24 protein-coding genes and 1 pseudogene are annotated in these 22,584 nt (G+C 74.3%); 15 read left to right on the top strand and 10 right to left on the bottom strand.

Features of this window, described 5'->3' with window-relative positions:
- Positions 1–169 precede the first annotated feature (169 nt).
- The 3 genes from Ani05nite_RS03435 (at position 170) to Ani05nite_RS03425 (ending at position 1,942) form a co-directional block, all read left to right on the top strand.
- Positions 170–709 (top strand): hypothetical protein, encoded by a 540-nt coding sequence (locus Ani05nite_RS03435; protein ID WP_203764531.1) that lies wholly within the window; start codon positions 170–172, stop codon positions 707–709.
- Between the two features lie 241 nt (positions 710–950).
- Entirely contained in the window at positions 951–1,502 is a 552-nt protein-coding gene (locus Ani05nite_RS03430) for a hypothetical protein (protein WP_203764529.1), read from the top strand.
- Positions 1,499–1,942, top strand: coding sequence for an RDD family protein (locus Ani05nite_RS03425; RefSeq protein ID WP_203764525.1), 444 nt, complete (start codon positions 1,499–1,501; stop codon positions 1,940–1,942). The genes Ani05nite_RS03430 and Ani05nite_RS03425 overlap by 4 nt, the downstream gene beginning before the upstream one ends.
- Positions 1,943–1,953: 11 nt before the next feature.
- On the opposite strand, the gene Ani05nite_RS03420 is transcribed toward Ani05nite_RS03425, so the two are convergent.
- Positions 1,954–2,811 carry an AraC family transcriptional regulator gene (locus tag Ani05nite_RS03420; protein ID WP_203764522.1) on the bottom strand — a complete coding sequence of 286 codons (858 nt, stop codon included), beginning with the start codon at positions 2,809–2,811 and terminating at the stop codon, positions 1,954–1,956.
- A 77-nt stretch (positions 2,812–2,888) separates the two neighbouring features.
- Between Ani05nite_RS03420 and Ani05nite_RS03415 the strand changes: the two genes are divergently transcribed.
- Positions 2,889–3,839, top strand: a complete 951-nt coding sequence (locus Ani05nite_RS03415) for an alpha/beta fold hydrolase (RefSeq protein ID WP_203764519.1) — start codon at positions 2,889–2,891, stop codon at positions 3,837–3,839.
- A gap of 29 nt (positions 3,840–3,868) precedes the next feature.
- On the opposite strand, the gene Ani05nite_RS03410 is transcribed toward Ani05nite_RS03415, so the two are convergent.
- On the bottom strand, positions 3,869–4,633 hold the full coding sequence (locus Ani05nite_RS03410) for a metallophosphoesterase family protein (RefSeq protein WP_203764517.1): 765 nt from the start codon (positions 4,631–4,633) through the stop codon (positions 3,869–3,871).
- Positions 4,634–4,804: 171 nt separating this feature from the next.
- Here Ani05nite_RS03410 and Ani05nite_RS03405 point away from each other — a divergent pair, with 171 nt between their 5' ends.
- On the top strand, positions 4,805–5,668 hold the full coding sequence (locus tag Ani05nite_RS03405) for a M48 family metallopeptidase (protein WP_239129192.1): 864 nt from the start codon (positions 4,805–4,807) through the stop codon (positions 5,666–5,668).
- Between the two features lie 15 nt (positions 5,669–5,683).
- On the opposite strand, the gene Ani05nite_RS41755 is transcribed toward Ani05nite_RS03405, so the two are convergent.
- Complete coding sequence (locus Ani05nite_RS41755; protein ID WP_275410495.1) at positions 5,684–6,262, bottom strand: DUF2252 family protein; 579 nt, start codon at positions 6,260–6,262, stop codon at positions 5,684–5,686.
- A gap of 82 nt (positions 6,263–6,344) precedes the next feature.
- Positions 6,345–6,908: pseudogene (locus Ani05nite_RS41750) on the bottom strand (DUF2252 family protein); the annotation flags it as partial.
- A 473-nt stretch (positions 6,909–7,381) separates the two neighbouring features.
- Here Ani05nite_RS41750 and Ani05nite_RS03395 point away from each other — a divergent pair.
- From Ani05nite_RS03395 to Ani05nite_RS03380, 4 genes are read left to right on the top strand one after another with little or no spacing between them, the layout of a single operon-like run.
- Positions 7,382–10,012, top strand: a complete 2,631-nt coding sequence (locus Ani05nite_RS03395) for a winged helix-turn-helix domain-containing protein (RefSeq protein WP_239129191.1) — start codon at positions 7,382–7,384, stop codon at positions 10,010–10,012.
- 57 nt (positions 10,013–10,069) lie between these two features.
- Entirely contained in the window at positions 10,070–10,945 is an 876-nt protein-coding gene (gene ppk2, locus Ani05nite_RS03390; RefSeq protein ID WP_203764511.1) for a polyphosphate kinase 2, read from the top strand.
- A 27-nt stretch (positions 10,946–10,972) separates the two neighbouring features.
- Positions 10,973–11,215 carry a DUF8691 family protein gene (locus tag Ani05nite_RS03385; RefSeq protein WP_203764506.1) on the top strand — a complete coding sequence of 81 codons (243 nt, stop codon included), beginning with the start codon at positions 10,973–10,975 and terminating at the stop codon, positions 11,213–11,215.
- A gap of 15 nt (positions 11,216–11,230) precedes the next feature.
- Positions 11,231–11,923, top strand: coding sequence for a potassium channel family protein (locus Ani05nite_RS03380; RefSeq protein ID WP_239129190.1), 693 nt, complete (start codon positions 11,231–11,233; stop codon positions 11,921–11,923).
- A gap of 6 nt (positions 11,924–11,929) precedes the next feature.
- Here the strand turns inward: Ani05nite_RS03380 and Ani05nite_RS03375 are convergent, their stop codons facing one another.
- On the bottom strand, positions 11,930–13,912 hold the full coding sequence (locus Ani05nite_RS03375; RefSeq protein WP_239129189.1) for a phage holin family protein: 1,983 nt from the start codon (positions 13,910–13,912) through the stop codon (positions 11,930–11,932).
- Complete coding sequence (locus Ani05nite_RS03370; RefSeq protein ID WP_203764504.1) at positions 13,909–15,189, bottom strand: cation:proton antiporter domain-containing protein; 1,281 nt, start codon at positions 15,187–15,189, stop codon at positions 13,909–13,911. Before Ani05nite_RS03370 ends, Ani05nite_RS03375 begins: the two co-directional genes overlap by 4 nt.
- A gap of 173 nt (positions 15,190–15,362) precedes the next feature.
- Here Ani05nite_RS03370 and Ani05nite_RS03365 point away from each other — a divergent pair, with 173 nt between their 5' ends.
- From Ani05nite_RS03365 to Ani05nite_RS03340, 6 genes are all read left to right on the top strand, one after another.
- Positions 15,363–15,848 (top strand): DUF6069 family protein, encoded by a 486-nt coding sequence (locus tag Ani05nite_RS03365; protein WP_203764495.1) that lies wholly within the window; start codon positions 15,363–15,365, stop codon positions 15,846–15,848.
- A gap of 40 nt (positions 15,849–15,888) precedes the next feature.
- Positions 15,889–17,343, top strand: coding sequence for a hypothetical protein (locus Ani05nite_RS03360; protein ID WP_239129188.1), 1,455 nt, complete (start codon positions 15,889–15,891; stop codon positions 17,341–17,343).
- Positions 17,344–17,354: 11 nt separating this feature from the next.
- Complete coding sequence (locus Ani05nite_RS03355; protein WP_203764491.1) at positions 17,355–17,873, top strand: hypothetical protein; 519 nt, start codon at positions 17,355–17,357, stop codon at positions 17,871–17,873.
- Between the two features lie 77 nt (positions 17,874–17,950).
- Positions 17,951–18,460 (top strand): DUF2231 domain-containing protein, encoded by a 510-nt coding sequence (locus Ani05nite_RS03350; RefSeq protein ID WP_203764487.1) that lies wholly within the window; start codon positions 17,951–17,953, stop codon positions 18,458–18,460.
- Positions 18,461–18,464: 4 nt separating this feature from the next.
- The gene (locus Ani05nite_RS03345; protein WP_203764485.1) at positions 18,465–18,707 is read left to right on the top strand and encodes a hypothetical protein; all 243 of its coding nucleotides are present in this window, start codon (positions 18,465–18,467) and stop codon (positions 18,705–18,707) included.
- Between the two features lie 225 nt (positions 18,708–18,932).
- On the top strand, positions 18,933–19,421 hold the full coding sequence (locus Ani05nite_RS03340; RefSeq protein WP_203764483.1) for a DUF1269 domain-containing protein: 489 nt from the start codon (positions 18,933–18,935) through the stop codon (positions 19,419–19,421).
- Between the two features lie 13 nt (positions 19,422–19,434).
- Here the strand turns inward: Ani05nite_RS03340 and Ani05nite_RS03335 are convergent, their stop codons facing one another.
- From Ani05nite_RS03335 to Ani05nite_RS03320, 4 genes are read right to left on the bottom strand one after another with little or no spacing between them, the layout of a single operon-like run.
- On the bottom strand, positions 19,435–19,983 hold the full coding sequence (locus Ani05nite_RS03335) for a DUF308 domain-containing protein (RefSeq protein WP_203764480.1): 549 nt from the start codon (positions 19,981–19,983) through the stop codon (positions 19,435–19,437).
- On the bottom strand, positions 19,976–20,875 hold the full coding sequence (locus tag Ani05nite_RS03330) for a YhjD/YihY/BrkB family envelope integrity protein (protein ID WP_203764477.1): 900 nt from the start codon (positions 20,873–20,875) through the stop codon (positions 19,976–19,978). The genes Ani05nite_RS03335 and Ani05nite_RS03330 overlap by 8 nt, the downstream gene beginning before the upstream one ends.
- A gap of 4 nt (positions 20,876–20,879) precedes the next feature.
- Entirely contained in the window at positions 20,880–22,058 is a 1,179-nt protein-coding gene (locus Ani05nite_RS03325) for an AI-2E family transporter (RefSeq protein WP_239129187.1), read from the bottom strand.
- Between the two features lie 40 nt (positions 22,059–22,098).
- A complete protein-coding gene (locus tag Ani05nite_RS03320) occupies positions 22,099–22,572 on the bottom strand; it encodes a DUF7144 family membrane protein (protein ID WP_203764473.1) in 474 nt (157 codons plus the stop codon).
- Between the last annotated feature and the right edge of the window lie 12 nt (positions 22,573–22,584).

Genomic DNA, 22,584 nt, shown 5'->3' with positions numbered 1-22,584 from the left:
GGGGCCCGGGCCGGGCCGGCGCCCGCGGCGGCGGCCGGCCGCCGTCACCCGCGCCGGATGAGGCGGTGGCCCGGCCGCCGGCACCAGGATCGGTACGGGCGGGTCCCGGGGGCACATCGTTCGCCGTGGTCCCGCCCTTCGTCCGGTCGCAGGAGAGGAGTGGCAGCAGATGGCCATCGGTCCGGTCCAATTGATCGTGTTGGGCTTCACCCATCCGGATTTCCACGGCGAGGTGATCGCGGAGCTGGAGAAGCTCCGCAGGAGCGACACCGTTCGCGTCATCGACGCACTCGCTGTCTACAAGGACGCCCGCGGCGAGATCGAGGTGGAGCATCTGAGCAACCTGTCCATCAACGAGGCCGTCGAGCTGGGCAGCAAGGTCGGTGCGCTGATCGGGCTCGGCATCGACGGTGAGGCCGGCATGGAGGCCGGCGCCGCCGCCGGAGCCGAGGCCGCCGTGGCGGGCCGGACGGCGTTCGGCGACGACGACGCCTGGGACATCCTGGCCGACATCCCCGACGACTCCGCCGCGGCGCTCCTGCTCATCGAGCACCACTGGGCCGTGCCGCTGCGCGACGCCATCGCGCGGGCCGGCGGGTTCCGGATCAGCGACGGTTTCATCAGCCCGTTCGACCTGGTGGCCATCGGCCTGGCCACCGCCTCGGAGGCCAAGGAACTGCACGACCTCGAGACCGCGGCGGCCCGGTAGCCGGCCGTCGGATGACCTTCCAGGGAGGTGAGCAGATGTTCGGATCCCGCCGGGTGGCCCGGCGCACGGCACGCCGCACGGCACGGCGCGTGTCGAGGCGCCGCCGCCACTGACCAGCCACCCCAGCGATGCAGCCGGAGCACCGTCGTCCGGCTGCATCGCCGTTCGTGGGGCCCGCGGGCCCCGCGTTCATCCGTTCCGGGTGGCGCGCACCGCGGGCGTGACGCCGCATCGTGACGACATGACCAGCATGGATCCGCAATCCGCGCCCCCGCCCGCCGCAGCGAACCCGGCCGGTGGGCCGGCGGACACGGCCCGGCCGGCGGCGCGGCGAACGCTGCTGCGGTGGGGCGACACGGTGGTGGGCGCCGCCTTCGCCGTCGAGGGCGCCACCACCGATGTGGTCGCCGGCCTGCGCCGGGGCATCGAGCGGCTGGCCGAACGGGGCGCCACGGAACGGACGCACTGGCGGCAGCAGGCCGGGCTGACGGCGCAGGCCGCGGTGTCCACGGTCGCGACCTCGCCGCTGGTCGACCTCGTGGTGGACAGCCAGCTGCAGCGGGTGCTCCGCCCGGTCGTGCTCGCCGTGCTCGACGACGTGCTGTTGCTGCTGGAGAAGGAGCCCGAGCGGATCCAGACGCTCATCCGGGGCCAGCGCGAGAGCATGGTCGACGAGCTGGTCGGGCGCCTGCGCGCCGGGGCCCGGGCCGGCGACACGGCGGTCGACCGGATGAGCTCCCGGGTGTTCGGTCGTACCGTCCGCCCGGAGCCCGGGCCGCCGCTCGAGCTATGACCACCACGGCCGCGCGCGAGTACGCCGGGCCGGTCAGCCGCGCCGTCGCGTACCTGATGGACGCCTTCCTGGTCGCCGCGCTCGGCACCGCCGCCGCCGCGGCCGCCGCCGTCATCACCGCCGTCATGGGCGCGCGCCTGCACGACGCCACCCGCGTGGTCGTCGCGGGCCTTCTCATGCTGCTGCCCGCGCTGCTGGCGACCTACTGCGCCGTGTTCTGGGCGTTGGCCGGCCGGACCCCGGGCATGGCGGTGCTGGGCCTGCGGGTCGTCGCCACGGGTCGCCGCCGGCTCTCCTGGCCCGCGGCGCTGGTGCGGGCCCTCGTCCTGGCCTACTTCCCGATCGGCGCGGTGTGGGCCCTGGTCGACCGCCGCCACCAGGCCGTGCACGACAAGGTGGCGCGCACCGCGGTGGTACGGGTCCCCCCGGCGGCGCGCTGACTCGCGAAGGGCTACCGCGGTGCGGCCCGGCGATCCGGCCAGGCGATGTCGTCGACGGCCAGCCAGGGTTCGCCGGCCACGGTCGCCGGGGTGGCTCTGGTGAACGCCACGACGTCGCGATGCAGGTGGGACTGGTCGGCATAGCCGCCGTCGGCCGCCACCCGGGCCGCGTCCTCGCCGGCGGCCAGGCGATGGGCCGCGTGGTCGAAGCGGACCAGCTTCGCGGCGCGTTTGGGTGGCAGGCCGATCTGTGCGTGGAACCGGGACCACAGCCGTTTGCGGCTCCAGCCGACCTCCGCCGCGAGCACGTCGATCCGGACCCGGCCGCGGCCGGCCAGGATCCGTTTCCAGGCCCAGGCGACCTCGCGATCCACCGGCCACCCGGCCCGGCTCCGACGGGCGAGCATCGCGTCGGTCACCGCGAACCGCTCCTCCCACGAGGAGGCGTCGGCGAGCTGCTCACGGATATGTGACGCCCGCCGGCCCCACAGGTCGTCGAGGGCCACGACGGCGCCGTCCAGGTCGGCCGGGGACACGCCCAGGACCGCGCCGGCGATGACCGGCGACAGGCGTACCTGCACGGCCTGGAAGCTCTCGCCCCGCACCCGGACCGCGCCGGGTCCGAAGCCGAGCCCGGCGACGAGGCTCCCCCGCCGCTGCCGGCCGGCGGCATCGTCCACGATGAGCGGGTCGGCGCCGAAATCCAGAGCCATGGTCACGGCCGGGTGCGGGATCGCCCGGTGGCCGGCCGTGCTCAGGCCACGGTCACGGAACCCCGCCAGGCTGACGCCGGCCACCCGGCTGGGCCGTGCCGGGCGTGCGACATCCCACACAGCCGCGTCGGCGCACTGGTCCACGGCCGGTCGCATCAGCTCATGCTACGCACACCGACACGGCGGAACATTCGTTCAATCCACCGGCGCCCGTGGCCCGCGACAGTGCCCTCATGACCACTCCGCAACGCGCGCGCCGCCGCAGGCGCCGCATCATCGCCGCAACGATCCTTCTCACGGTCGCCGGACTGCTGACGGGAAACGCGGTCATGGTGTCCCGGCAGGACGCCGACGCCACCGGCGACTCGATCCTGCGCCTCGACGGCAGAGACATCCACGTGAGCCAGGACGGCCCCCGCGACGCACCGGCACTGGTGCTGATCCACGGGCTCGGCGCCTCGACCCGCTGGTGGGACCGGGTCGTTCCGCTGTTGGCCGGCTCCTGGCGCGTCATCCGCATCGACCTGCTCGGGCACGGCCGGTCGGCCAAACCCGCCGGCGACGGCTACGCGATCGCGCAGCAGGGACGCCGGATCGGCCGGGCCCTGGACCACCTCGGCGTCGAGCACGCCGTCCTCGTCGGCCATTCCACCGGCGGCTACGTCGCCACCTCCCTCGCCGAGCAACGAGGCGACCTGGTGGCCGCGCTCGCGCTCATCGACACCGGACCCCGCCTGGACGGCTTCGTCTCCGACGGACCCGTCGGTCGGCTCGTCGAGGTCCCGATGGTCGGGCAACTGCTGTGGCGCCTCCGCACCGACGGCATCCTCCGCCGCGGCCTGAGCAGCGCGTTCGCACCGGGATTCCCGATCCCTCAGCAGCTCGTCGACGACACGCGTCGCCTGACCTACCACTCCCTCACGACGGCGTCCCGTGCGTCCGACGACTACCTGCGCCGGCGTCCGATGCCGGACCGGCTCACGGACCTCGGCAAACCGCTGCTCGTGGTCTTCGGCCGGCGGGACCAGCGGTGGCGGTCCTCGTCCGCCGCCCTGTACCGCGAGGTCCCGGGCGCGAGGGTCGAGGTGCTGCCCGACGTCGGACACTCACCCATGGTCGAGGATCCGGCCCGGACCGCCGAGCTTCTCCTCACCTTCGCCAGTTCGTTGCCCAGCGGTCGATAGCGACCCGGGCGGGGCTGCCGAACACTCCGTCAGCCGGGCCGGGGGAAATGCCGTACGGCGCCGGTGCGCCAGCCGGTGGCGTCCTGCACGCGCTCCTCGACGACCACGGCCGTCCGGTCGACCCGGATCGTCGTCCACGACCGGCCGGCGCCGCGGGTCCGCCGGCTGACGGCGGTGCCGGCCACCACCTCGACCGGCCGGTGGGCCGTCCCGTCCAGCCCCATCAGGGCCGACCCGGGCACGTGGGTGTGCCCGGCCAGCACCAGGTCCGCCCGGGTGAGCGCGACCGCCCGCAGCAGCCGGGCGCGTCCGATGATCCGGGCGAGGCCGCCCGCGCGCGGCGGGTGGTGCATCGCCAGCACCCGGACGGCGCCGGCGGGGGCGGATCCGAGCGCCGTGACGACCGCTTCGCTCTGCCGCCGGGACACCCGTCCGCTCTTCCACCGCCACGCCGGCGAGGTGTGCAACCCGATCACGGTCACCCCGGGCAGCCGCAACACCGGATCGAGATCCGCCTGGACCAGACGCCGGTAGCGCCGGTACGGCCCCACCAGCCGGTCGACGCCGACCAGCGGCACGTCGTGGTTGCCGGGCACCACCAGCAGCGGCCCCGGGAGCCGATCGAGCAGCTCGCGGGCCAGGCGGAACTGCCCGGTCCGGGCGCGCATCGTCAGATCGCCCGTGACCACGGTCAGCGCGGGGACCACGGCGGCGACGTCGGCCGCCACGGTGGCCACCGCCGACGGCTCGTGCGCGCCCAGGTGCAGGTCGGACAGGTGTGCGATGACGAGCATGGCGGCCTCCGTCGCAGCTGCAGGACCTTCCGGCATTGTCGTGCCGGCCGGTGGCGCCGACCTCACCTCGGCGGGGTGAGGCACGGTCCGGCCCGGCGGCGCAGGCTCGGCGTCAGCACGGCTCCACCGTGCGCCAGCGCCAGCGGCAGGAACGATCACAGGAGGATCGCTGTGTCGACGTCAAAGCAGCAACCCGCCCCCGCCGGCCGGCTCCGGCACCCCGCCGAGCTGCCGTTCTTCATCTTCATGGTGGTGCTGAACCTGCTCATCATCGGCTTCATCGTGCAGGCCGCCGTGTCGCTGCCGTTGCTGCCGGAACGCCTGCAGGACACCGGCTGGGCCACCGCCGTGCGCAGTGCGCTCATCGGCCTGCTGCTGCTGATCCCCACCCTGATCGTGATCCGCGAGACCCAGCGGGCGTCCATCCGAGGAACCGCTGTCGAACTGTCGCCCCGCCAGTACCCCGAGCTCTTCCAGACGGCGGATGCCTTCGCCCGCCGGCTCGGCCTGCGCCGGCGCCCGCAGATCTACCTCGGCAACGGCAACGGCGCGCTGAACGCTTTCGCGGCGCAGGCCACCGGACACGACTACGTCGTGCTGTCCAACGAACTGTTCGTGAACCTCTACCACGACAACCGGGACGGCCTGCGGTTCATCCTGGGCCACGAGCTCGGTCACATCCGGCTGCACCACGTTTCGCTGTGGTACCAGCTCGCGGTGGCGTACTCGGAGCGGATCCCGCTGCTGGGCCCGGCGCTGTCCCGGCTGCGGGAGTACTCGTGCGACCGCCACGGTGCCCACCTGGCGCCGCTGGGCATGACCGGACTGGTGCTGCTGGCCTCGGGCCGGCACACCGAGCAGGTCGTCGACGTCGACGAGCTGGTCCGGCAGGGCCGCTCGCTGCGGGGCTTCTGGGTCGCCGTCTCGCAGCTGCCGCGGTCCCATCCGTTCACGGTGCGCCGGCTGGAGCGCCTCTACCGCCTCGGGCTGTTCCACGCCCGGCTGCGGGAAGCCGAGACCGAGACGCCCGCCTGAGCCCGGGCCGCGTCCTCACACCCCGCGGTGCACGGGGATGCGGCCGGCCCGGGCCGCCTCCTCCAGGAGGTCGTAATCCCGCTCGTTGCGGTCCGCGTAGTGCTCGGCGAACTCCACCAGCGCCCGGTCGAAGGCGACGCTGTCGCCCAGGTACCCGGCGATCGCGATGCGGTCACCGGTGCGGGCGTGGGCCCGGGCCAGGGTCCAGCCGCACAGCGCGCCGTACACCCGCATCGCCTCGGGGTCCATCGTCTCGACGACCGCCGAGCCCTTCCAGTCGCGCAGCTGCCGCACGTAGAAGTCCCGCGTGCGGCCGTCGATGCCGGTGACGGTCTGCCAGCCCAGGAAGATGTCGCCGGTGGCCTGCATCAGCCGCTGTCCGGTCACGACGCGCTCGCCCTCGCTGCGCCACCCGGTGACGGTCACGTCCGGGACCTGCCCGGCCAGCACCGAGGGCGGCGCCTCCTTGACCTGCAACAGCAGCGGATCGTTCTCGTCGCGCCCGCTGAGCAGGACCACCCAGCACCGGGTCCCGACGCTGCCCACCCCGACGACCTTGCGGGCGAGATCGACGAACCGGAAGGCGGAGAACAGCAGGCGCCGATCGGGGGGGCAGGGTGGCGGCGTAGCCGGCGAGCAGGTCGCGGATCTGCTCCTCCAGCTCCCGCCGGCCGGTGTCCGGCAGGAGATCGTCCACCGGGACCAGCAGCGGCGGATCGGCCAGGATGCGACGGCGCCCGTCGACCAGGCCGGTCATCTTGCGGAACGCCTGCATGCTGTCGTGCGTACGGGCCTTGGCCTGGGCGGCGGCGAAACGCTTGCGGTGGGCCCCGCTGAGCTCGTTGCGCAGCAGCCCGTTGATCTCCTCCAGGTCGGCGTGGGCGTACCAGACCTCGACGTGCCCGCGGCCGGCGAAGCGGAGCATCGCCTGGCGGTACCGGCCCACCGCGGCGAGCACGACCCCGGCGCGCGCCTTGCGGCGGAAGCCGTTCTCGCGTCCGGCGACGACCAGGCTCGCCGCCAGGCGCTTGAGGTCCCACTCCCACGGCCCCGGATAGGTCTCGTCGAAATCGTTGACGTCGAACACCAGCCGGCGCTCCGGCGAGGCGAACACCCCGAAGTTGCTCAGGTGCGCGTCCCCGCAGAGCTGGCTGAGCAGTCCCGACGTCGGCGTGCGGGCGAGATCCCCGGCCATCACCGCGGCGGCGCCCCGGAAGAAGGCGAACGGCGAGACGAGCATCCGCCCGTAGCGGATCGGCACCAGCTCGGGCAGCCGCGTCGCGGACTGGGTCACGAGGACCTCGACCGGGTCCGGCCGCTCGTCGTCTGTGGGCATACTCACGTGCGAGTCCAGGGGCGCCCGCGCCCGCGCCGCAACCCCGGCCGCGGCCCTCGCCGCGGGGGTCGCGCCCGGTTCGCCGAACGCCGTCCTGGTGCTCTCCGCTACCGTCTGACCTGCCATGGAGCATCCTTCCACGCGGCGCACCGGCCGGATCCGGCCCTCCTGCCACCAGACCTCGCCACCGGCGGCGACGCACCATCCGCCGGAGACGATTCCACCGGTGACTAATCCGTTTCGAACGATGTGGACGGCTGCCGGGTCCGGAAGGCTGAAGATCCGGTTCCGCGTTCGACTTTCTTACCGGAGGTCCCGTGCGTGCTGATCTCGCCCTCGTCGCACCCGTCATCAGTCCGAGGCCGGCTGATGATCCCGTGCTCCCGTCGCGGTTCGCGGTTCCGGAGCAGCCGCTCTTCCTGGTGCCACGGCCGCGGCTGCTCGATGCGCTGCCCGATCGCGACGACCGGCCGGTCACGCTGGTCGTGGGCCCGGCCGGCAGCGGCAAGACCCAGCTGGTGGCCTCGTGGGTCCACGGCCTCGCCCCGGGCGTCGCCGTCGCCTGGATCACGCTGGACGACGACGACGACGACGACGACCGATCGAGCGACTTCTGGGCCCAGGTGGTGACGGCCCTGCGCCGGGCGGGGATGGCCCTCCCGGCGGACCCGGGCAGCGTTCCGGGGGCGGCGGACCGCAGGTTCCTGATCCGGCTGGCCGCCGCGCTCGCCCTGCGACCCGAGCCGCTGGTGCTGGTGCTCGACGGCGCCTCGCCGGCCGGCGAGGCGCCCTGGGCCGCGGAGCTGGAATTCGTCCTGCGGCACGCCGGCCCGATGCTGCGGCTGGTCCTGATCGGACGCTGGGACCCGCCGGTGCCGCTGCACCGGCACCGGCTGGCCGGCCGGCTCGCCGAGATCCGCACCGGCGACCTGGCCTTCACCGCCGCGGAGGCCGGGGAACTGCTGGCCCTGCACGGTGTCGAGCTGAGCCGGACCGGGCTGGCCGCGCTGCTGGAGCACACCGAGGGCTGGGCGGCCGGCCTCCGGTTGTTCGCCCTGGCGTTGCAGGGCCAGCCGGACGCCGACCGCCTGCTGGCCACCATGACCGGCCAGGACACCGGCGTCGCGGGGTACCTGACCGACGAGGTGCTGCGGGTGCAACCGCCGGACGTGCAGAACTTCCTGCTGGAGACGAGCGTCCTGGACACGTTCACCCCGGAGCTGGCCGAGGCCGTGACCGGACGGGCGGACGCCCGGCGGCTGCTCGAGCACCTGCAGCGGCGCAACGCCTTCGTCCAGCCCGCCACGGAGCACTCCACGACGTACCGGTTCCACCGGCTCTTCGCCGAACTCCTCCGGGCCCGGCTGCGGTACGAGAACCCGCTGCGGGCGTCCGCCCTGCACAGCCACGCCGCGCGCTGGCTGGCGGCCCGCGGCCGGACGGTCGAGGCGGTCGGCCACGCCGTCCAGGCGCGGGACTGGGCGGCGGCCGCCACCATCGTCGTCGATCACTACGCGGTCGGCCGGCTGGTGATCGAGGGACGACACGGCCGGCTGGGCGCCCTGCTGGCGCACCTCCCGGAGGATTGCGACAGCGCCGAGGCCGCCATCGTGTCGGCGGCCCTGGCGCTGGCCGACGCCGCGGTCGATCGGTGCGCGCTCCAGCTCGCCCGGGCCCAGGACCTGGTCATCCGGCGCGACTGGGAGTACAGCCAGGCGCTGGCGCTGGCCGACTCGATCCTCAACGTGCTGCTCGCGGCCGCGCGGGCCGACCATCAGCAGGTGCTGCAACTGACCCCGGCCACCGAGCAGGCCCTGGCCCGGACCCCGGCCGAGGTGACGGCGGCCCACCAGGAGCTGCGCGCGCTGACCGTGGCGGCCCGCGGGCTCGCGCACAGCCAGGCCGGCGACCTCGACGCGGCCGCGTCCTGCCTCGCGGAGGTCACCGTCGCGCCGGCCGGCGGCTGCGCGAGGTTGGCGATCAGCTCCCGGCAGCACCTCGCGCTCATCGAGGCCCACCGCGGGCGGCTGCGGCAGGCCGAGAAGCTGGCCACCGACGCGACCGGCGAGGCCGACCGGTACGGCCTGACCCCGGCGCACACCCGCCTGGCCCGCGTGGTGCTGGCCTGGGTGGCAGTGGAGCGCGACGACGCCGAGGCCGCGGCGCACCACCTGCGGGCCGCCGAATCGGAACACCTCGGCCCGCCGGACCCGGTCGCCGCGGCCGCCGTGGCGCTCGTCCAGTCGCGCCGGCTGCGGCTGCGCGGCGACTCCCCGGGCGCGCTGCGCGTGCTCGAACGGGCCGGGACGGGGGCCCAGCCCGCCCCGCCGGAGTGGCTCGTCCGCGACCTGTGCGTCTCCCGGGCCCGGCTGCTGATCGGCGCCGGACGGCCCGCCGAGGCGCTGGCGGCCGTGGCCGGCTATGCCCGGCCGTACCCGCCGGACGTCGCCGTGCTGCACGCCGAAGCCCTCGCCGCCGAGGGCGACCCCGAGCGGGCCGCCGAGCTCCTCACGCCGGTGCTGGACACCGCCGGGCTGGACCCGGCGATCGGCGTCGACGCGTGGCTCGCCCGGGCCCGGATCGCCGGCCAGCTCGGCGAGGCGGGCCAGGCCCGCACCGCACTGCAACACGCCCTGCGCGCCGCCTCGGCGCCGGGCCGGCGCCGCGACGTGGCCCAGGTGTGGGCCCGGCTGAGCGGACTCGTCGGCGCCGACTTCGCCGAGCAGACGCGCGCGCTGACCGGCGCCGCGACGGGCGCCGGTCGAGCGCCCGGCGCCGGCGATCTGGTCATCGTGGAAGCGCTGAGTCCCCGCGAGATGGAGGTGTTGCAGGGCATGGCGGCGATGCTGCCGACCGAGGAGATCGCCGCGACGCTCTACGTGTCGGTCAACACGGTCAAGACCCATGTCCGCAGCATCCTCCGCAAGCTTTCCGCGGCCCGGCGCAACGAGGCGGTACGCCGGGCCCGGTCGCTGGGGCTCATCCCCGACGTCACTCACCCGGGATGAGCCCCCGGTCCCGGCCGTGGTCCACGCTGAGAGCCAGCCGGCAGAAGGAGGAACCCGATGGCCCCGTCACCGCCCTCGGCGGACATCGCAGCGGCGTACGAGGAGGCGATGCGGGAACTGATGGCGTTGCGGCGGGAGCGGGCGGCGCTGGACCGCAAACTGCGTTCCGACCGCCGGCTGCGGCCGTGGCAGGTCGAACTGCTCAAGTTGCAGCGCTACCTCGAGGACGAGGGTCTGCGGATGATCGTGCTCTTCGAGGGCCGCGACGCGGCCGGCAAGGGCGGGGCGATCCGCCGGGTCACCCGGTACATGAACGAGAAGCACTACCGGGTCGTCGCGCTCGGCCGGCCCAGCGAGGAGCAGCGCTCGCAGTGGTACTTCCAGCGCTACGTGGCCCAGTTCCCGGCCGGCGGGGAGATCGTGCTGTTCGATCGCAGCTGGTACAACCGGGCGATGGTGGAGCGGGTCTTCGGATTCTGCAGCCGCAAGGAGTACCAGGACTTCCTGCAGGGCGTGCCCGGCTTCGAGAAGGACCTGGTGCGGCAGGGCACGGTGCTGGTGAAGCTGTACTTCAGCGTCACCAAGCAGACCCAGGCCCGCCGCTTCGAACGCCGCCTGACCGACCCGCTGCGCCAGTGGAAACTCAGTGAGATCGACATGCAGGCGCAGAGCCGCTGGGACGACTTCACCGACCGCAAGTACGAGATGCTGCTGCGCACCAGCACCCGGTCGGCCCCGTGGGTGATCATCCGCTCGAACGACAAGCAGCAGGCCCGGCTGAACACCATGAAGGTCATCCTCAACGCGGTCGACTACAAGGAACGCAGCACCGAGCTCGACTTCACCCCTGATCCGCAGATCGTCGTGCCGGGCCAGGAGGAGATCGCCATGATGCAGGCCGAGTTCCGGCGCAACGGCAGGTTCACGGGATGACGCGGACACGGCGAGGAGGCAACGCTCATGCTTGAGGCGTCATACCAGGTCAGGGTGGCCGGGGTGATCCCGGCGGAACTGCTGGCCGAGCTGCAGGACCTGACCGTCAGCGTGGAGCCACCCGAGACGGTGTTGCACGGGTCGCTGCCGGACCAGTCCGCGGTCGTGGGGCTGATCTCCCGCATCCACGGCCTCGGACTCCGCCTCATCGAGGTGCGGCGGCTGCCCAACGACGAGGATCCACCGTCGCCGCCGCACCCGGCGCGCTGAGCCGGGCCGGCCGGTATGCGGCAGCGGGCCCTTCTGCGGCCGGCGCGGCACGGCTACGCCGTCGTCCTGATGCTCATCGTCGCGACGTACGTGCTGGCGCTGCTGCCCGGTGGACGATCACTGCCGACCGTGCTGCTGGTCCTGCAGACCGGCACGGTGTGGCAGGCGTTACGGGTGTCGCACGCCCGTCCGGTAGTGCGGCTCGCCTCCGCCGCCGTGGTCGCGCTGGCCGTGGTGGCGGCAGTGTGCGCCCTGTTCGCCCCGGGCGGGGCGCTCACCGGGCTGACCTTCCTGGCGGCCGCCGGTCTGTACCTGGTCGCGCCGCTGGCCATCGTCCGGGACCTCGGCGGTCGCCGCCGGGTCGACCGGGAGACGATGCTCGGGGCGCTGGCCGCGTACCTGCTCATCGGCATGGCGTTCGGGTTCTCGTACGCCTGCGTCGCGGCCCTGCAGCCCGGCCCGCTGTTCGGTGACGCCGGGGATCCGGCGCTGCCGCAGGCGCTGTTCTTCAGCTTCGTCACCATGACCACGACCGGCTACGGCGACCTGGTGCCCGCGACCAACCCGGCCCAGAGCATCGCGGTGCTGGAGGCCCTGATCGGTCAGCTGTTCCTGGTGACCGCGGTGGCCAAGGTGGTGGAGAACTGGCGGCCGCGCGGCTGGCAGCGCAACCGCGAGGAGTCCCGCGACGCCGACGCGGGAGGCTGAGCATGCTCACGGCTGCGGCCCGGACCGCTCACCGAAGCGCTCCAGCCACCGCACCAGCTGGGCGTGCACGGCGTCGGCGCCGTTCAGCTCGCCGTCGACCGGCCAGGCCCGGGGATGGATCAGCAGCGGACGGTCCTGCCAGCCGCCGAGGCCGCCGTGGCAGCCGATCAGGTCCTCGAACGCGGCGACCTCCTGCGTCACCGGGTCGTAGGCGCTGTTGACGACGATGTCGCCGGTGTGCCGGAGCTGGTCGTGGCGGCGCAGGTCGGCGGCGGCGGCCGGGCCGAAGCCGGCCAGCGGGTCCTCGCCCTCGACCCGGTCGTCGCGCAGCAGCCGGCGGCCAGCCCGGCCCAGCACCACCGGTCCGAGGCGGTCGGAGCGGACCATGACCCAGCCGATGCCCGGATGCGCCACGAGACCGGCCAGCAGCCGCGGGTGGCGCTCCTCGATCTCCTCCATGCCGGCCCGGCCGGGGTGGTCGGCCAGGTAGACCAGTCCGAGGTTGCCGGACGCGGTCACCACGATCGCCGGCCGGGGCGGGACCGGGGCGGGCGCGGGCCGGGCCGGGCCGGGGACCAGCTCGTCCTTGAGCACCCGGACCCGTCCGGCGTGCTCGTCGTCCCGGCCGGCCGCGACGGTCGGGACCACGCCCGAGCTGAGCCCGCGGACCAGTTCCTCCAGGGTGGTGCCGTGGCGCTGGGCGAAGGTCGCGCCCTGGCTCTGGCCGTGGTCGGAGACGATGACGAACCGGTACGGGCGCGGCGCGGCCGACGCCACCGCCTCGAGCGTGGCCAGCACGTCGTCGATCCCCTCGAGGGCGGCCAGCGCCTCCGGACGGGTCGGCCCCGCGTGATGGGCGATCTCGTCGTAGTCGACGAAGTCGCAGTAGACGGCGGGCGCGCCGCGCATGACGTGCTCGGCGATGATCGACAGGTTGAGGTGGCGCAGCAGGGCGTTGGTCAGCCCGCGCAGCAGCACGTAGGAGGCGGTCCGCGCGGTGCGCGGCCGGACCCGCCGGAGCCGCTGCCGGCGGGCCTGCCGGAGTTCCTGGACGATCTCCGCGGCGGTCAGGAACAGCGACCGGGTGAGGCCGAACGGGTCGAGCAGGTACACGGCGAGGTAGCGCGCGGGTCGCCCGGCCGCCCCGCGCTGCCCGATCGTGCTCATGGTCAGCACGCTGGTGGGCGCGTCGCCGGAGAAGACGTTGCTGACGCTGACGCCGCCGTCGGCCAGCAGGCCGCGGCCGTCGGAGAGCCGGGACTCGACCAGGGCGCTGTCGCGGGGACGGTTGGTGACGACCAGCCGGCCCGATTCCTTCTCGTACCACCGGAAGGCCGGCACCTCGGCGCTCGCGCCGTGCAGCAGCCCGGCCTGGCTGGCCGGCGTGGTCGCGGGCAGCCGGGCATGCCATTCCACCAGGGTGTGGCTGCCCGAGCGCAGCCACCTGGTCACGGTCGGCAGGGCGCCGGAGGCCAGCGCCCACCGGGCCAGCGGCGCGGACAGGCCGTCGATCTGCACGAACACCACGCCCGGCACGTCGCTGGTGGTCGCGGCCCGGCGGGCCCGGCGGTTGACCCGCAGCAGATGGCGCACGACCATGGCCGGCTGGCCGGCGGTGACCGCCCAGAGCCCGGCGCTGACCAGGCCGGCGTACACCCAGGAGGCCCAGAAGGCGGTCCAGAAGCCGGTTACCTGCAGGCCCGGGGTCACCGAGAGCGCCAGATAGACGAGCAGGGCCTGGCCCAGCAGCCAGCCGCCGACCACGCCGGCCCAGCCGAGGTGGGTGAGCAGCACGGCGGCCGCCGGACGCACGACCGCGCCGAGCAGGCCCAGCACCACGGCCGCGAGCAGGACGGCCCCGCCGCTGCCGGCCGAGATGCCGGGCACGACGGCGATGGTGACGGCGAGCGCGGCCCAGCAGATCAGCACCACGAGCACGACCGTCGACGCCCGCGAGGTGCGCCGGGGCAGCGCCGCGCCGGCGCTCACGGCGTTCCGCCGGTCGGCCCGCCCGCGCCCGGTCCGCCCCGGGCGGGTGACCGCCGGAGCCGGGCGGCGGCCGCCGGTTCACCGCCGGCCGCACCGGCGGCGGCTCGGCCGGCCGCGCCGAAGCGGGTGGCCAACGGACCCGCGCTGACGCCGTGCGCCACCACGCTGAGCAGCACCGTCAGCACGATGGCGGCGACGGCCGGGCCGGCGCGCTCGCCCAGCTCCTCCACCGCCAGCAGCGCGAAGACCACGGAGGCGAGCCCGCGCGGGCCGAACCAGCCGACGAACGCCACGGTACGACCGCCGAGCCGGGCGCCGATCAGGCCCAGCGCGACCGGGGCCATCCGGACGACGGTCAGACTCAGCACGGCGTACAGCAGCAGGGCGACGTCGACCCGGCCGTACAGCAGGGGCACCGCGAACGCGCCGAACAGCAGCCAGACCAGCAGGGACGCCAGGCCGGCGGTCTCCTCGACGTAGAAGACCTCGCGCGGACCGCCCCGGCCGGCGACGTGGCCGAACGCGATACCACCGGCGAAGGCGGCGACGAAGCCGTTGCCGTGCCCGGCCACGGCCGCCGCGTACGCGAGCAGGGCCAGGGCCAGCACGGCGGGCCCGGCGAAACTGTCGTCCGTCCAGCCGCGCCGGCCGGCGATGCGCAGCAGCCGTCCGCCGACCGCCCCGACGGTCAGGCCGATCAGCGCGCCGCCCGCCAGCTGCAGCACGGCCGTGATCGCGTTCGGGCCGGCGTGTCCGGGGGCCGACGCCGCACCGGCCAGCGCGACCAGCACGACCGGGGTGACGATGCCGTCGTTCAGCCCGCTCTCCACGTTGAGGAGGCGGCGGATCCGGGCCGGCACCGCCGGATGGGTGATCACGACCGCGCCCAGGGCGGCGTCGGTGGGCGCCAGGGCGGCTCCGATGAGCAACGCGTACCACGGCGCCGGGGCGTCCAGCAGCAGCCAGGCGCCGGCGGCGCCGGCCACGACGGTCAGCGGCAGGGCGATGCCGAGCAGCCGGCCGTACACCCCGGCGTCACCGCGCAGCTCGCGCAGCCCGACCCGGGACGCGTCGGAGAACAGCACCCAGGCGAGCGTGGCCTCGGTGAGCACCGTGACCCCGGTGGCGCCCGCGTCGGCGGGAAGGCTGCCGGCCAGCAGGACGCCGATGCCGACGAAGGCCATCGGCGCGGTCAGGTCGGCACGCTCCAGCTTCGCCGAGAACGCCCCCCAGGCGAACACGACGGCCGCTATCAATGCCAGGGCGCCCGAGGTCACGCCCCCATCCCAGCGCGGGAGGGCGGCCGGGGGGATCGTCCGCCGCGAATGACCGCGGCCCGCGGGCCGGCGCGGAGGACGCGTTCACCCGTGCTGGATGAGGCACCGCGGCCCCCGCGGCGACGACGCTCGACCCCGAGCGGTCACCGTGCCGCAGGACGAGGAGGGAACCCATGACGGCGAACTACCAGTCCGCGACTCCCCGGTCGAGACCCACGGTCAACGCGGGCAAGCTGTGGGCGGGCGGCGCGGCGACCGGGGTCGTGGCGGCGCTCATCGCCGTCGTCGGGATCCTCATCGGCCGGGGCCTGTTCGGCGTCGACGTGCTCGCGCCGAAGGGCGCCGGGGTGTGGGGCGACGCCAGCACCGGGTGGTACGCCCTGGGCGCGGCGGTGCTCAGCCTGGTGGCGACGGGGCTGATGCACGTGCTGCTGCTGTTCACCCCGCGCCCCATGCTGTTCTTCGGGTGGGTCATGACGCTGGCGACGGTGACGGCGATGCTGGCCCCGTTCGTCACGGAGCACGACTTCGGCTCGCGGTTCTTCACCGCCGGCCTGAACTTCTTCCTCGGTGTGGCCATCGGGTCGCTGGTCGCGGGGTCCGCCCACGCGGCCATGCGCCCCGCCCCGGTTCCGCCGGCGCCGCGGCCCTATCGCTGAGACCCGCGGGTCCCGGGACGAGCACAGAACGGATTGCGCCATGACTGCCAGCGAACAGGTCTCCGCGCACACGTCCGGGGAGCCGGAGACGCCCCCGCCGCCCGCCGACGGCGCCGATGATCCGGTGCGCCTCGAGGAGCTGGAGCGGCTGCGCGCGGAGGTGTCCGTCCTGCACGCCCGGCTCGACAACCGTGACCGGCGGGCCGCCGCTGTGTGCTCGCTGCGCCGGGTCACGGCCGCCTTCCTCGTCGTCCTCACCGCGTTCGCGCTCGTCGCGAGCGTCGTCGGGGTCTGGGCGGCCACCACCGTGCTCAACACCGACCGGTGGGTCGCGACCGTGGCGCCGTTGCCGCGGGACCCGGCGATCACCGCGGCGGTCGCGGAGTACGCCACGACGCAGGTGTTCGAGGCCGTCGACGTCGAACAGCGGCTGCGGACGGTGCTGCCGGAGCAGGCGGCCTTCATCGCCGGTCCGGTCACCGGCCAGCTGCGGGGCGTGGTCCGCAGCACGGTCTCGAACGTCCTGCGCAGCGAGCGTTTCGCGCGCATCTGGGAGGAGCTCAACCGCCGCGCCCACCAGCGCGCCCTGGCCATCATCAACGGCACCAGCACCGTCGTGACCGGACGGGCGGACCGGGTCGACATCGACCTGCTTCCGTTGATCAACCAGGTGCTCCGCGAGCTGAGCACCGAGCTGCCGACGCTGTTCGGCCGGCAGATCTCGCTGCCGGATCTCAGCAGCGGCGCCATTCCCGACAACCTGCGAGCCCGGGTCCAGGACGCGCTCGGGGTCACGCTGCCGCAGAACTTCGCCCGGTTCACCGTCTACGACTCCGGGCAGCTGTGGGCCGCACAGCAGGCGGTGGCGGCGGCCAAGCGGGACCTCGTCCTGGGAGTGGTCGGCACCGTCGTCCTGCTGGTGCTCGCGCTGGTGGTGTCGCCGCAGCGGCGGCGCACGCTGCTGCAGCTGGGTCTGTGGCTGGTGGTCGCCGCGGTGACCGTCACGGCCCTGCTGCGCGTCGTACGCAACCACCTGCTGCTGGAGGTGCCGGCCGGGGTCTACCGCGACGGCGTGGCGGCCACCCTGACCAGCGTCTTCGGGCTCCTGCGGACCCGGGGGACGCAGCTGCTGGTGATCGGCGCGGTCCTGGCCCTGGCGATGTACTTGATCGGGCCGGGCCGGGGGCCGACGTGGCTGCGCCGGATGCTCGGCTCCGGGCTGCGCACGACGGGCCGCGGGGCCGGTACGGCCGGCCGGACCGTGGTGACACGGGGACCCGGGTGGGTTGCCGATCATCGCGATCCGTTGCGGGTGGGCGGGATCGTGGTGGCCGCCGGGGCCGCGCTGGTGCTGTCGTCGTGGACGTCGCTGCTGGTGATCGCGCTGGGCCTGGCCGCCTACGAGCTCGTGGTCACCGTCGCCGCGCGGTCGGGCGGGGCCCGCCCACGCCCGGCGGTCCCGGAGGCGGACAGTGCCGTGGCCGGCGTGAGCTGACGGGCGGCGTCGTGCAGGTATCGCCCACCGATCCGGCAGCGCGGTCCCGGCGGGCCCGGTCGGCGCACGAGGTACGCGAGGCCACGGCGGCCGGCATCTACGGGATCATCGTGAGCGCGGCCGTCCTGGCCAGCTCGCACGCACCGACGGCGATGACCACCGCCGTCGCCGTGCTCGTCACGCTCGGCGTCTACTGGGCGGGCGAACGCTACGCCCGGATCCTGGCCGAACGCATCCACGAGGGCCATCGTCCCCGGTGGCAGACCGTCCGGACGCAGCTGACCAGCGGCTGGGAGATGATCACCGCTTCCCTGCTGCCCCTGGGTGTGCTGCTCGTAACCCGGCTGCTGGGCACGACTCTGCGCACGGCGGTCCTGGCCGCGCTGGGTTGCAGCACCGTGCTGCTCTGCCTGGCCGGCTGGCGGATCGGCCGGTACGGCCGGCTGTCCGCGCTCGAGAAGGTCCTGTCCTCGGCGATCGCGGGGCTGTTCGGCATCACGATGATCGCGCTGAAGGCGTGGCTGCACTGAGCGGTCCGCCGCGTCACCCATCGGGGATGAGGCGTCCGGCGGGACACCGCACCACAGTGGTGCCACGGAGGATCCGCATGGAGAACCGGCTCAGCATCCGAGGCAACGCCGTCCAGCCCGTCCTGGTGATGTTCCCGCTCGGTCTGCTGGCCGTGGCGGTCCTGCTCGACGTCTTCCGCCTGCTCGGCGGGCCCGGGATCATCGGCACGCTGGCCTACTGCACCGTGATCGCCGGCCTGCTGGGCGGCCTGACGACGGCGCTGACCGTGCACCTCGGCGAGATCACCGGCGGGAACCGGGCCCGGGCGCGGACGGCGGCCCGCCGCTTCCTGCTGGACGGGGCGGTGCTGCTGATCTTCGCCGTGGTGCTGCTGCTGCGCATGCGCACGCCGGAACGCACCGCCGGGCCCGGGCTGCTGGTCGTCGAGGTCCTCGGCCTGGGCCTCGCGGTGATCGCCGGCGTGACCGGCGCCCTACCACGCGGCCCGGGACGCCCGGGACCGGGAGCCGGGACCGTGCGCCTGGCGCAGATCCTCGACGATCCCGCGGACCACCGACGCCACGAAGACCACGAGCCGAAGAGGTGACCCGATGACCGCCAGAATGACCACACCCCGGGAGCGGATCGGGGGCGCCGTCGCCGTGCTCCGCGGCCGCCGGCCCCCGGTCGACTACGGCCTGCTGCTGGTCATGCCCTTCCTCGCCGCGGCGGGCGGGGTCCTCGTCTCCATGCTCATCGAGGACGCGGTCGAGCGGCGCCGGGATCGGGGCCGCGAAGATCGGGGATTCACCCGGGGCGGACGAGGCGCCCGGCCGCCCGCCGGAGCAGTCTGAGACCGCTGGCCCGGTTCTCCGCAGCGGGTGCGGATCGGGTCGTCGGCAGGATCGACGCGACCCAGCGTCCCGGAATCCGCCCGTTCCGCCGGGGGCGCCGGGCCGCCGCCACCGGCGATCCCGGCCCGCGGCGCGGCGGGGCCGGGCCAGCACCGCCGCACCGGCCGTCCCCGGCCGGGCGGCGCCCAGCTCTGACGGATGCCGGCCCACGATCGGGAGCAGACGATGACGACGTTCACGGTGTGGAAGTTCGAGGACCCGGACGGCGCGGACCGCGCGGCGGCCGTCCTGAAGGACGCGGCGGCGGAGCGCTTCGTGAAGATCGACGACCATGCCGTGGTCCGCTGGCCGGCCGACGCCGACCATCCCACGGTCGAGCACGGGCACGACGAGACCAAGCACGGCGCCGGCTGGGGCGCCCTCTGGGGGTTGCTGGTCGGCTCGCTGTTCCTCGTCCCGGTCGTCGGCGGCGTCGCGGGGGCGGCGCTGGGCGCGATCAGCAAGGCGACGGAGGATTCCGGCATCACCAGGGACCAGCTCGAGAGGATCCGCACCGAGGTCACGCCGGGCACCTCGGCGTTGTTCCTGGTGACCGAGCAGGGCGACCTGGACCGGCTCGGCGAGCGGTTCCACGGCCGCAACAGCACCCTGATCGCGACGAACCTCACCGAGGCGGAGCAGGACGTCCTGTACGAGACCTTCGGCGGCCGGTGAGCCGGACCCCGCGTCACATCCCGGCCCGGGAGGCCGAGCGCAGGTTCGCGACCGCGCCGGCCACCCGGGCCGCTCCCGTGCCGAGCAGCACCACACCGCCCAGCGCGACCAGCGCTGCCGGTTCGAGCCTGGCCAGGATCAGGACGGTGACGACGGTCCCGATCAGCGTCGCGCCCCCGACGGGCCGGGCGCCGGCGCCGTCGGCGGGGTCTCCCCCGGTCGGAAAGCTCTCCGGCAGCGAGCGCAGCATCCCTCCGAGGAGGAGTGTCACGCTCAACAGCACGACCGATACGGCGACGTGACGCAGGCACAGGACGCCGGCGACGGCCGTCAGGACGCCGCAGCAGGCGCCGACGATCCGGTACCACTCCGGGTAGCCGGGCACGACCAGCAGGAGAACGGCCCGGATCGTGCCGATCACCACGAGGTCGAGGCCGAACAGCAGACCGGCCACCCGGACCGTGGCCGACGGCCAGACGAAGGCGGCCGCGCCGGCGCCGATGGCCAGGACCCCGGCGGCCAGGCGTGGCCAGGGCCGGCTGGCGGGCGCGTCGTCAGGCACGTGCCCGGCCCGCGGTTCCGCGGATCAGGCGGCCGGCGGCGCTGTCGTCGCGGGTGACCACCTGGCCCAGCACCGCGGTCAGCAACAGGCAGAACGCCATGACGTACAGCCAGCTGATGTAGGTGAACGCCAGGCCGATGGTGCCGTAGCGGTCGTAGCTGGTCTGCAGCGCGCGGGGCAGATAGATCCCGCCGGCCGGGCGCACCACCACCATGACGAGGGCGAAGGCCAGTCCACCGGGGATCAGCCGGCGGGTCGGCACCGCCCGGTTCAGCAACAGGGCCGGCAGCAGCACCGCGACGGCGCAGTCGGCCGCCAGCAGCAGGGCGCCCGACCACAGCCGGGGCCGCGGCAGCTCGGCGGTGAGCGCGCCGGACAACCGCGAACCGACCAGCAGCGCGGCCACCACCAGCACGGCGAGCAGCCACCGCCAGGTGGCCCGCGGACCGCTCGGCAGCCGCGGCACCTCCCACACGCTGCCGTAGGACCGGGCCAGGGCCCGGGCCAGCCCGGTGGACGACAGCAGCACCACGACGATGCCCACCACGCCGAACGTGCTCAGCCCCCCGTCCGCCAGCGCCTCGTCGATCAGGTGCAGCGATGACGCCGGCAACCGGGCCAGCACGGCGAACCGGGCGACCCGATCGGCGCCGAACACCACGCCCACCATGATCAGGATCGGGAACAGCGAGGTGAAGGCCTGGGCGGCGAGCGTCATCGCGCGGTCGAAGATCTGGACGCGGACCAGCCCGGACGCGGTCCCGAGGAGGATCCGCCCGAGCGGGCGGTGCGCTACCCAGGCGACCGGCGGGCGCAACCGTTCGGGCAGGGCCACCAGGAGTCGCGCGGCGGTCTGCGCCTCCGGTCGTCCGGCGTCGGGCGGGACGGCCACCGGATCACCGCGGTTCCGCGGCCGGCGCGCGCCCGGACCGCCGCCGGTCGCCGGCGGGTCCGGCGGCCGGTCCGGCGGCCGAGATGAGCGAGTCGATCCAGCGCGTCCGCGGGTCGATGTCGACCAGCAGGCCCTTGGTCAGCAGGCTCAGCGGGATGGCCAGCAGGGCGCCCAGCGGTCCGAGCACCCAGGTCCAGAACACCAGCGACAGGAACGAGGTCGTGGCGGACAGCCCGACGGCGTCACCGACCACCTTCGGCTGGATCACCGACTGGATGACGAAGTTCACCAGGCAGTACAGCCCGATGACCGTGGTCATCAGCGGTACGCCGCCCTCGAGCAGGCCCAGCAGAGCCGGGGGCACCAGCCCCACCACGAAGCCGATGTTCGGTATGTAGTTCGTGATGAACGACAGCAGCCCCCACAGCAGCGGCAGCGGGATGTCCAGCGCCCACAGCACGAGGGTGTCGATGACCGCCACCACCAGCCCGAAGATGGTCGAGACCAGCAGGTAGCGCCGGGTGCCGCCGGCGAACGAGCGCAGGGCGCCCACCAGCTCCGGACGCTGCGTGGCGGCCCGGTTCAGCCGGGCCGGGAAACTCACCGCGTCCAGGCCCAGGAACAGCAGGACGGCGAGCAGGAACAGGGTGTTGGAGGCGGTGGCCAGCAGGCCGCCGAGGAGTCCCTGGACCAGATCCGTCAGGGTGCCGGACTGGAGGGAGCCGGTGAGGTCGCCGGCCCGCTGCGGGTCGAAGCCGAGGTCGGTGAGCGCGCCCGCCGCGCCGGCCCGCAGGTCGGCGAGCTGGGTCCGGTACTGCGGCAACAGGTCGACGAGCCGGGCGACCGACACCGTGAGAGCGGTGCCGAGGGCGATCAGGACCACGTAGACGGTGACGACGAGGGCGCCGGCGGCCAGCCAGGCCGGCGTGCCGCGGCGGATCAGCCAGGTGCTGAGCGGGCTGGCCGTGACGGTGAGCATCAGCGCCAGCAGCACCGGGGCCAGGATCTCCGCGAAGACCCGCAGCCCCGCCACCGCCACCACCGCGGCGGCCAGCCCGAGCAGGACGATCAGCCCACGGGGCAGGCCGATCGTCTCGGCGCCGGTGACCGGGCGACCCGCGCCGTTGGCGTGCCCCCGCACGCGCGGCGCCGATCGGTCGTACCTGGATGAGACCCGGCCCACCGGTCCTCCCTCGTCCGCACCCGGCGTCTCCGCGAGGTGATCAGGCTTGCGCGGTCTCGCGGCCGTGCACGGCGAGGGCGTAGATCACCAGTACGTCCGTCGCGATGATGATCGTGCTCCAGATCGGGTACGCGGACAGGAACGCGATGTTGACCATGGCGCTGACCACCGCGATCACGATGCCGACGACCCGGGCCCACATCTGCCCGGCCATGACGCCGATGCCGGTCGCGATCGCCACCAGGCCGATCAGCAGATGGGTCCAGCCCCACACCGTGTAGTCCACCTCGAGCACCAGCCCGTTGGGGCTGACCAGGTAGTAGTCGTCCTTGAAGAGCGCGACGAGGCCCTGGATGAGCTGGAAGCCACCGACCATCTCCAGCATGATGCCGCCGAAGAGCACCACGCCGATCCAGCCGGTCGGCCGGGAGCGGCTGGACACCTCGTAGGGTTCGTCCGCGGTGAAGGACGCCGCCCGCTGGGCGCCCGGGGTGCTCTGCTGTGTGTCCGACATGGGTATGCCACC

The organism is Actinoplanes nipponensis, assembly GCF_016862275.1.
In the GTDB taxonomy this organism is placed as follows: Bacteria; Actinomycetota; Actinomycetes; order Mycobacteriales; family Micromonosporaceae; genus Actinoplanes; species Actinoplanes nipponensis.
The sequence above is the reverse complement of the archived record's forward strand: the minus strand, read 5'-3'. Positions and strand labels throughout refer to the sequence as shown.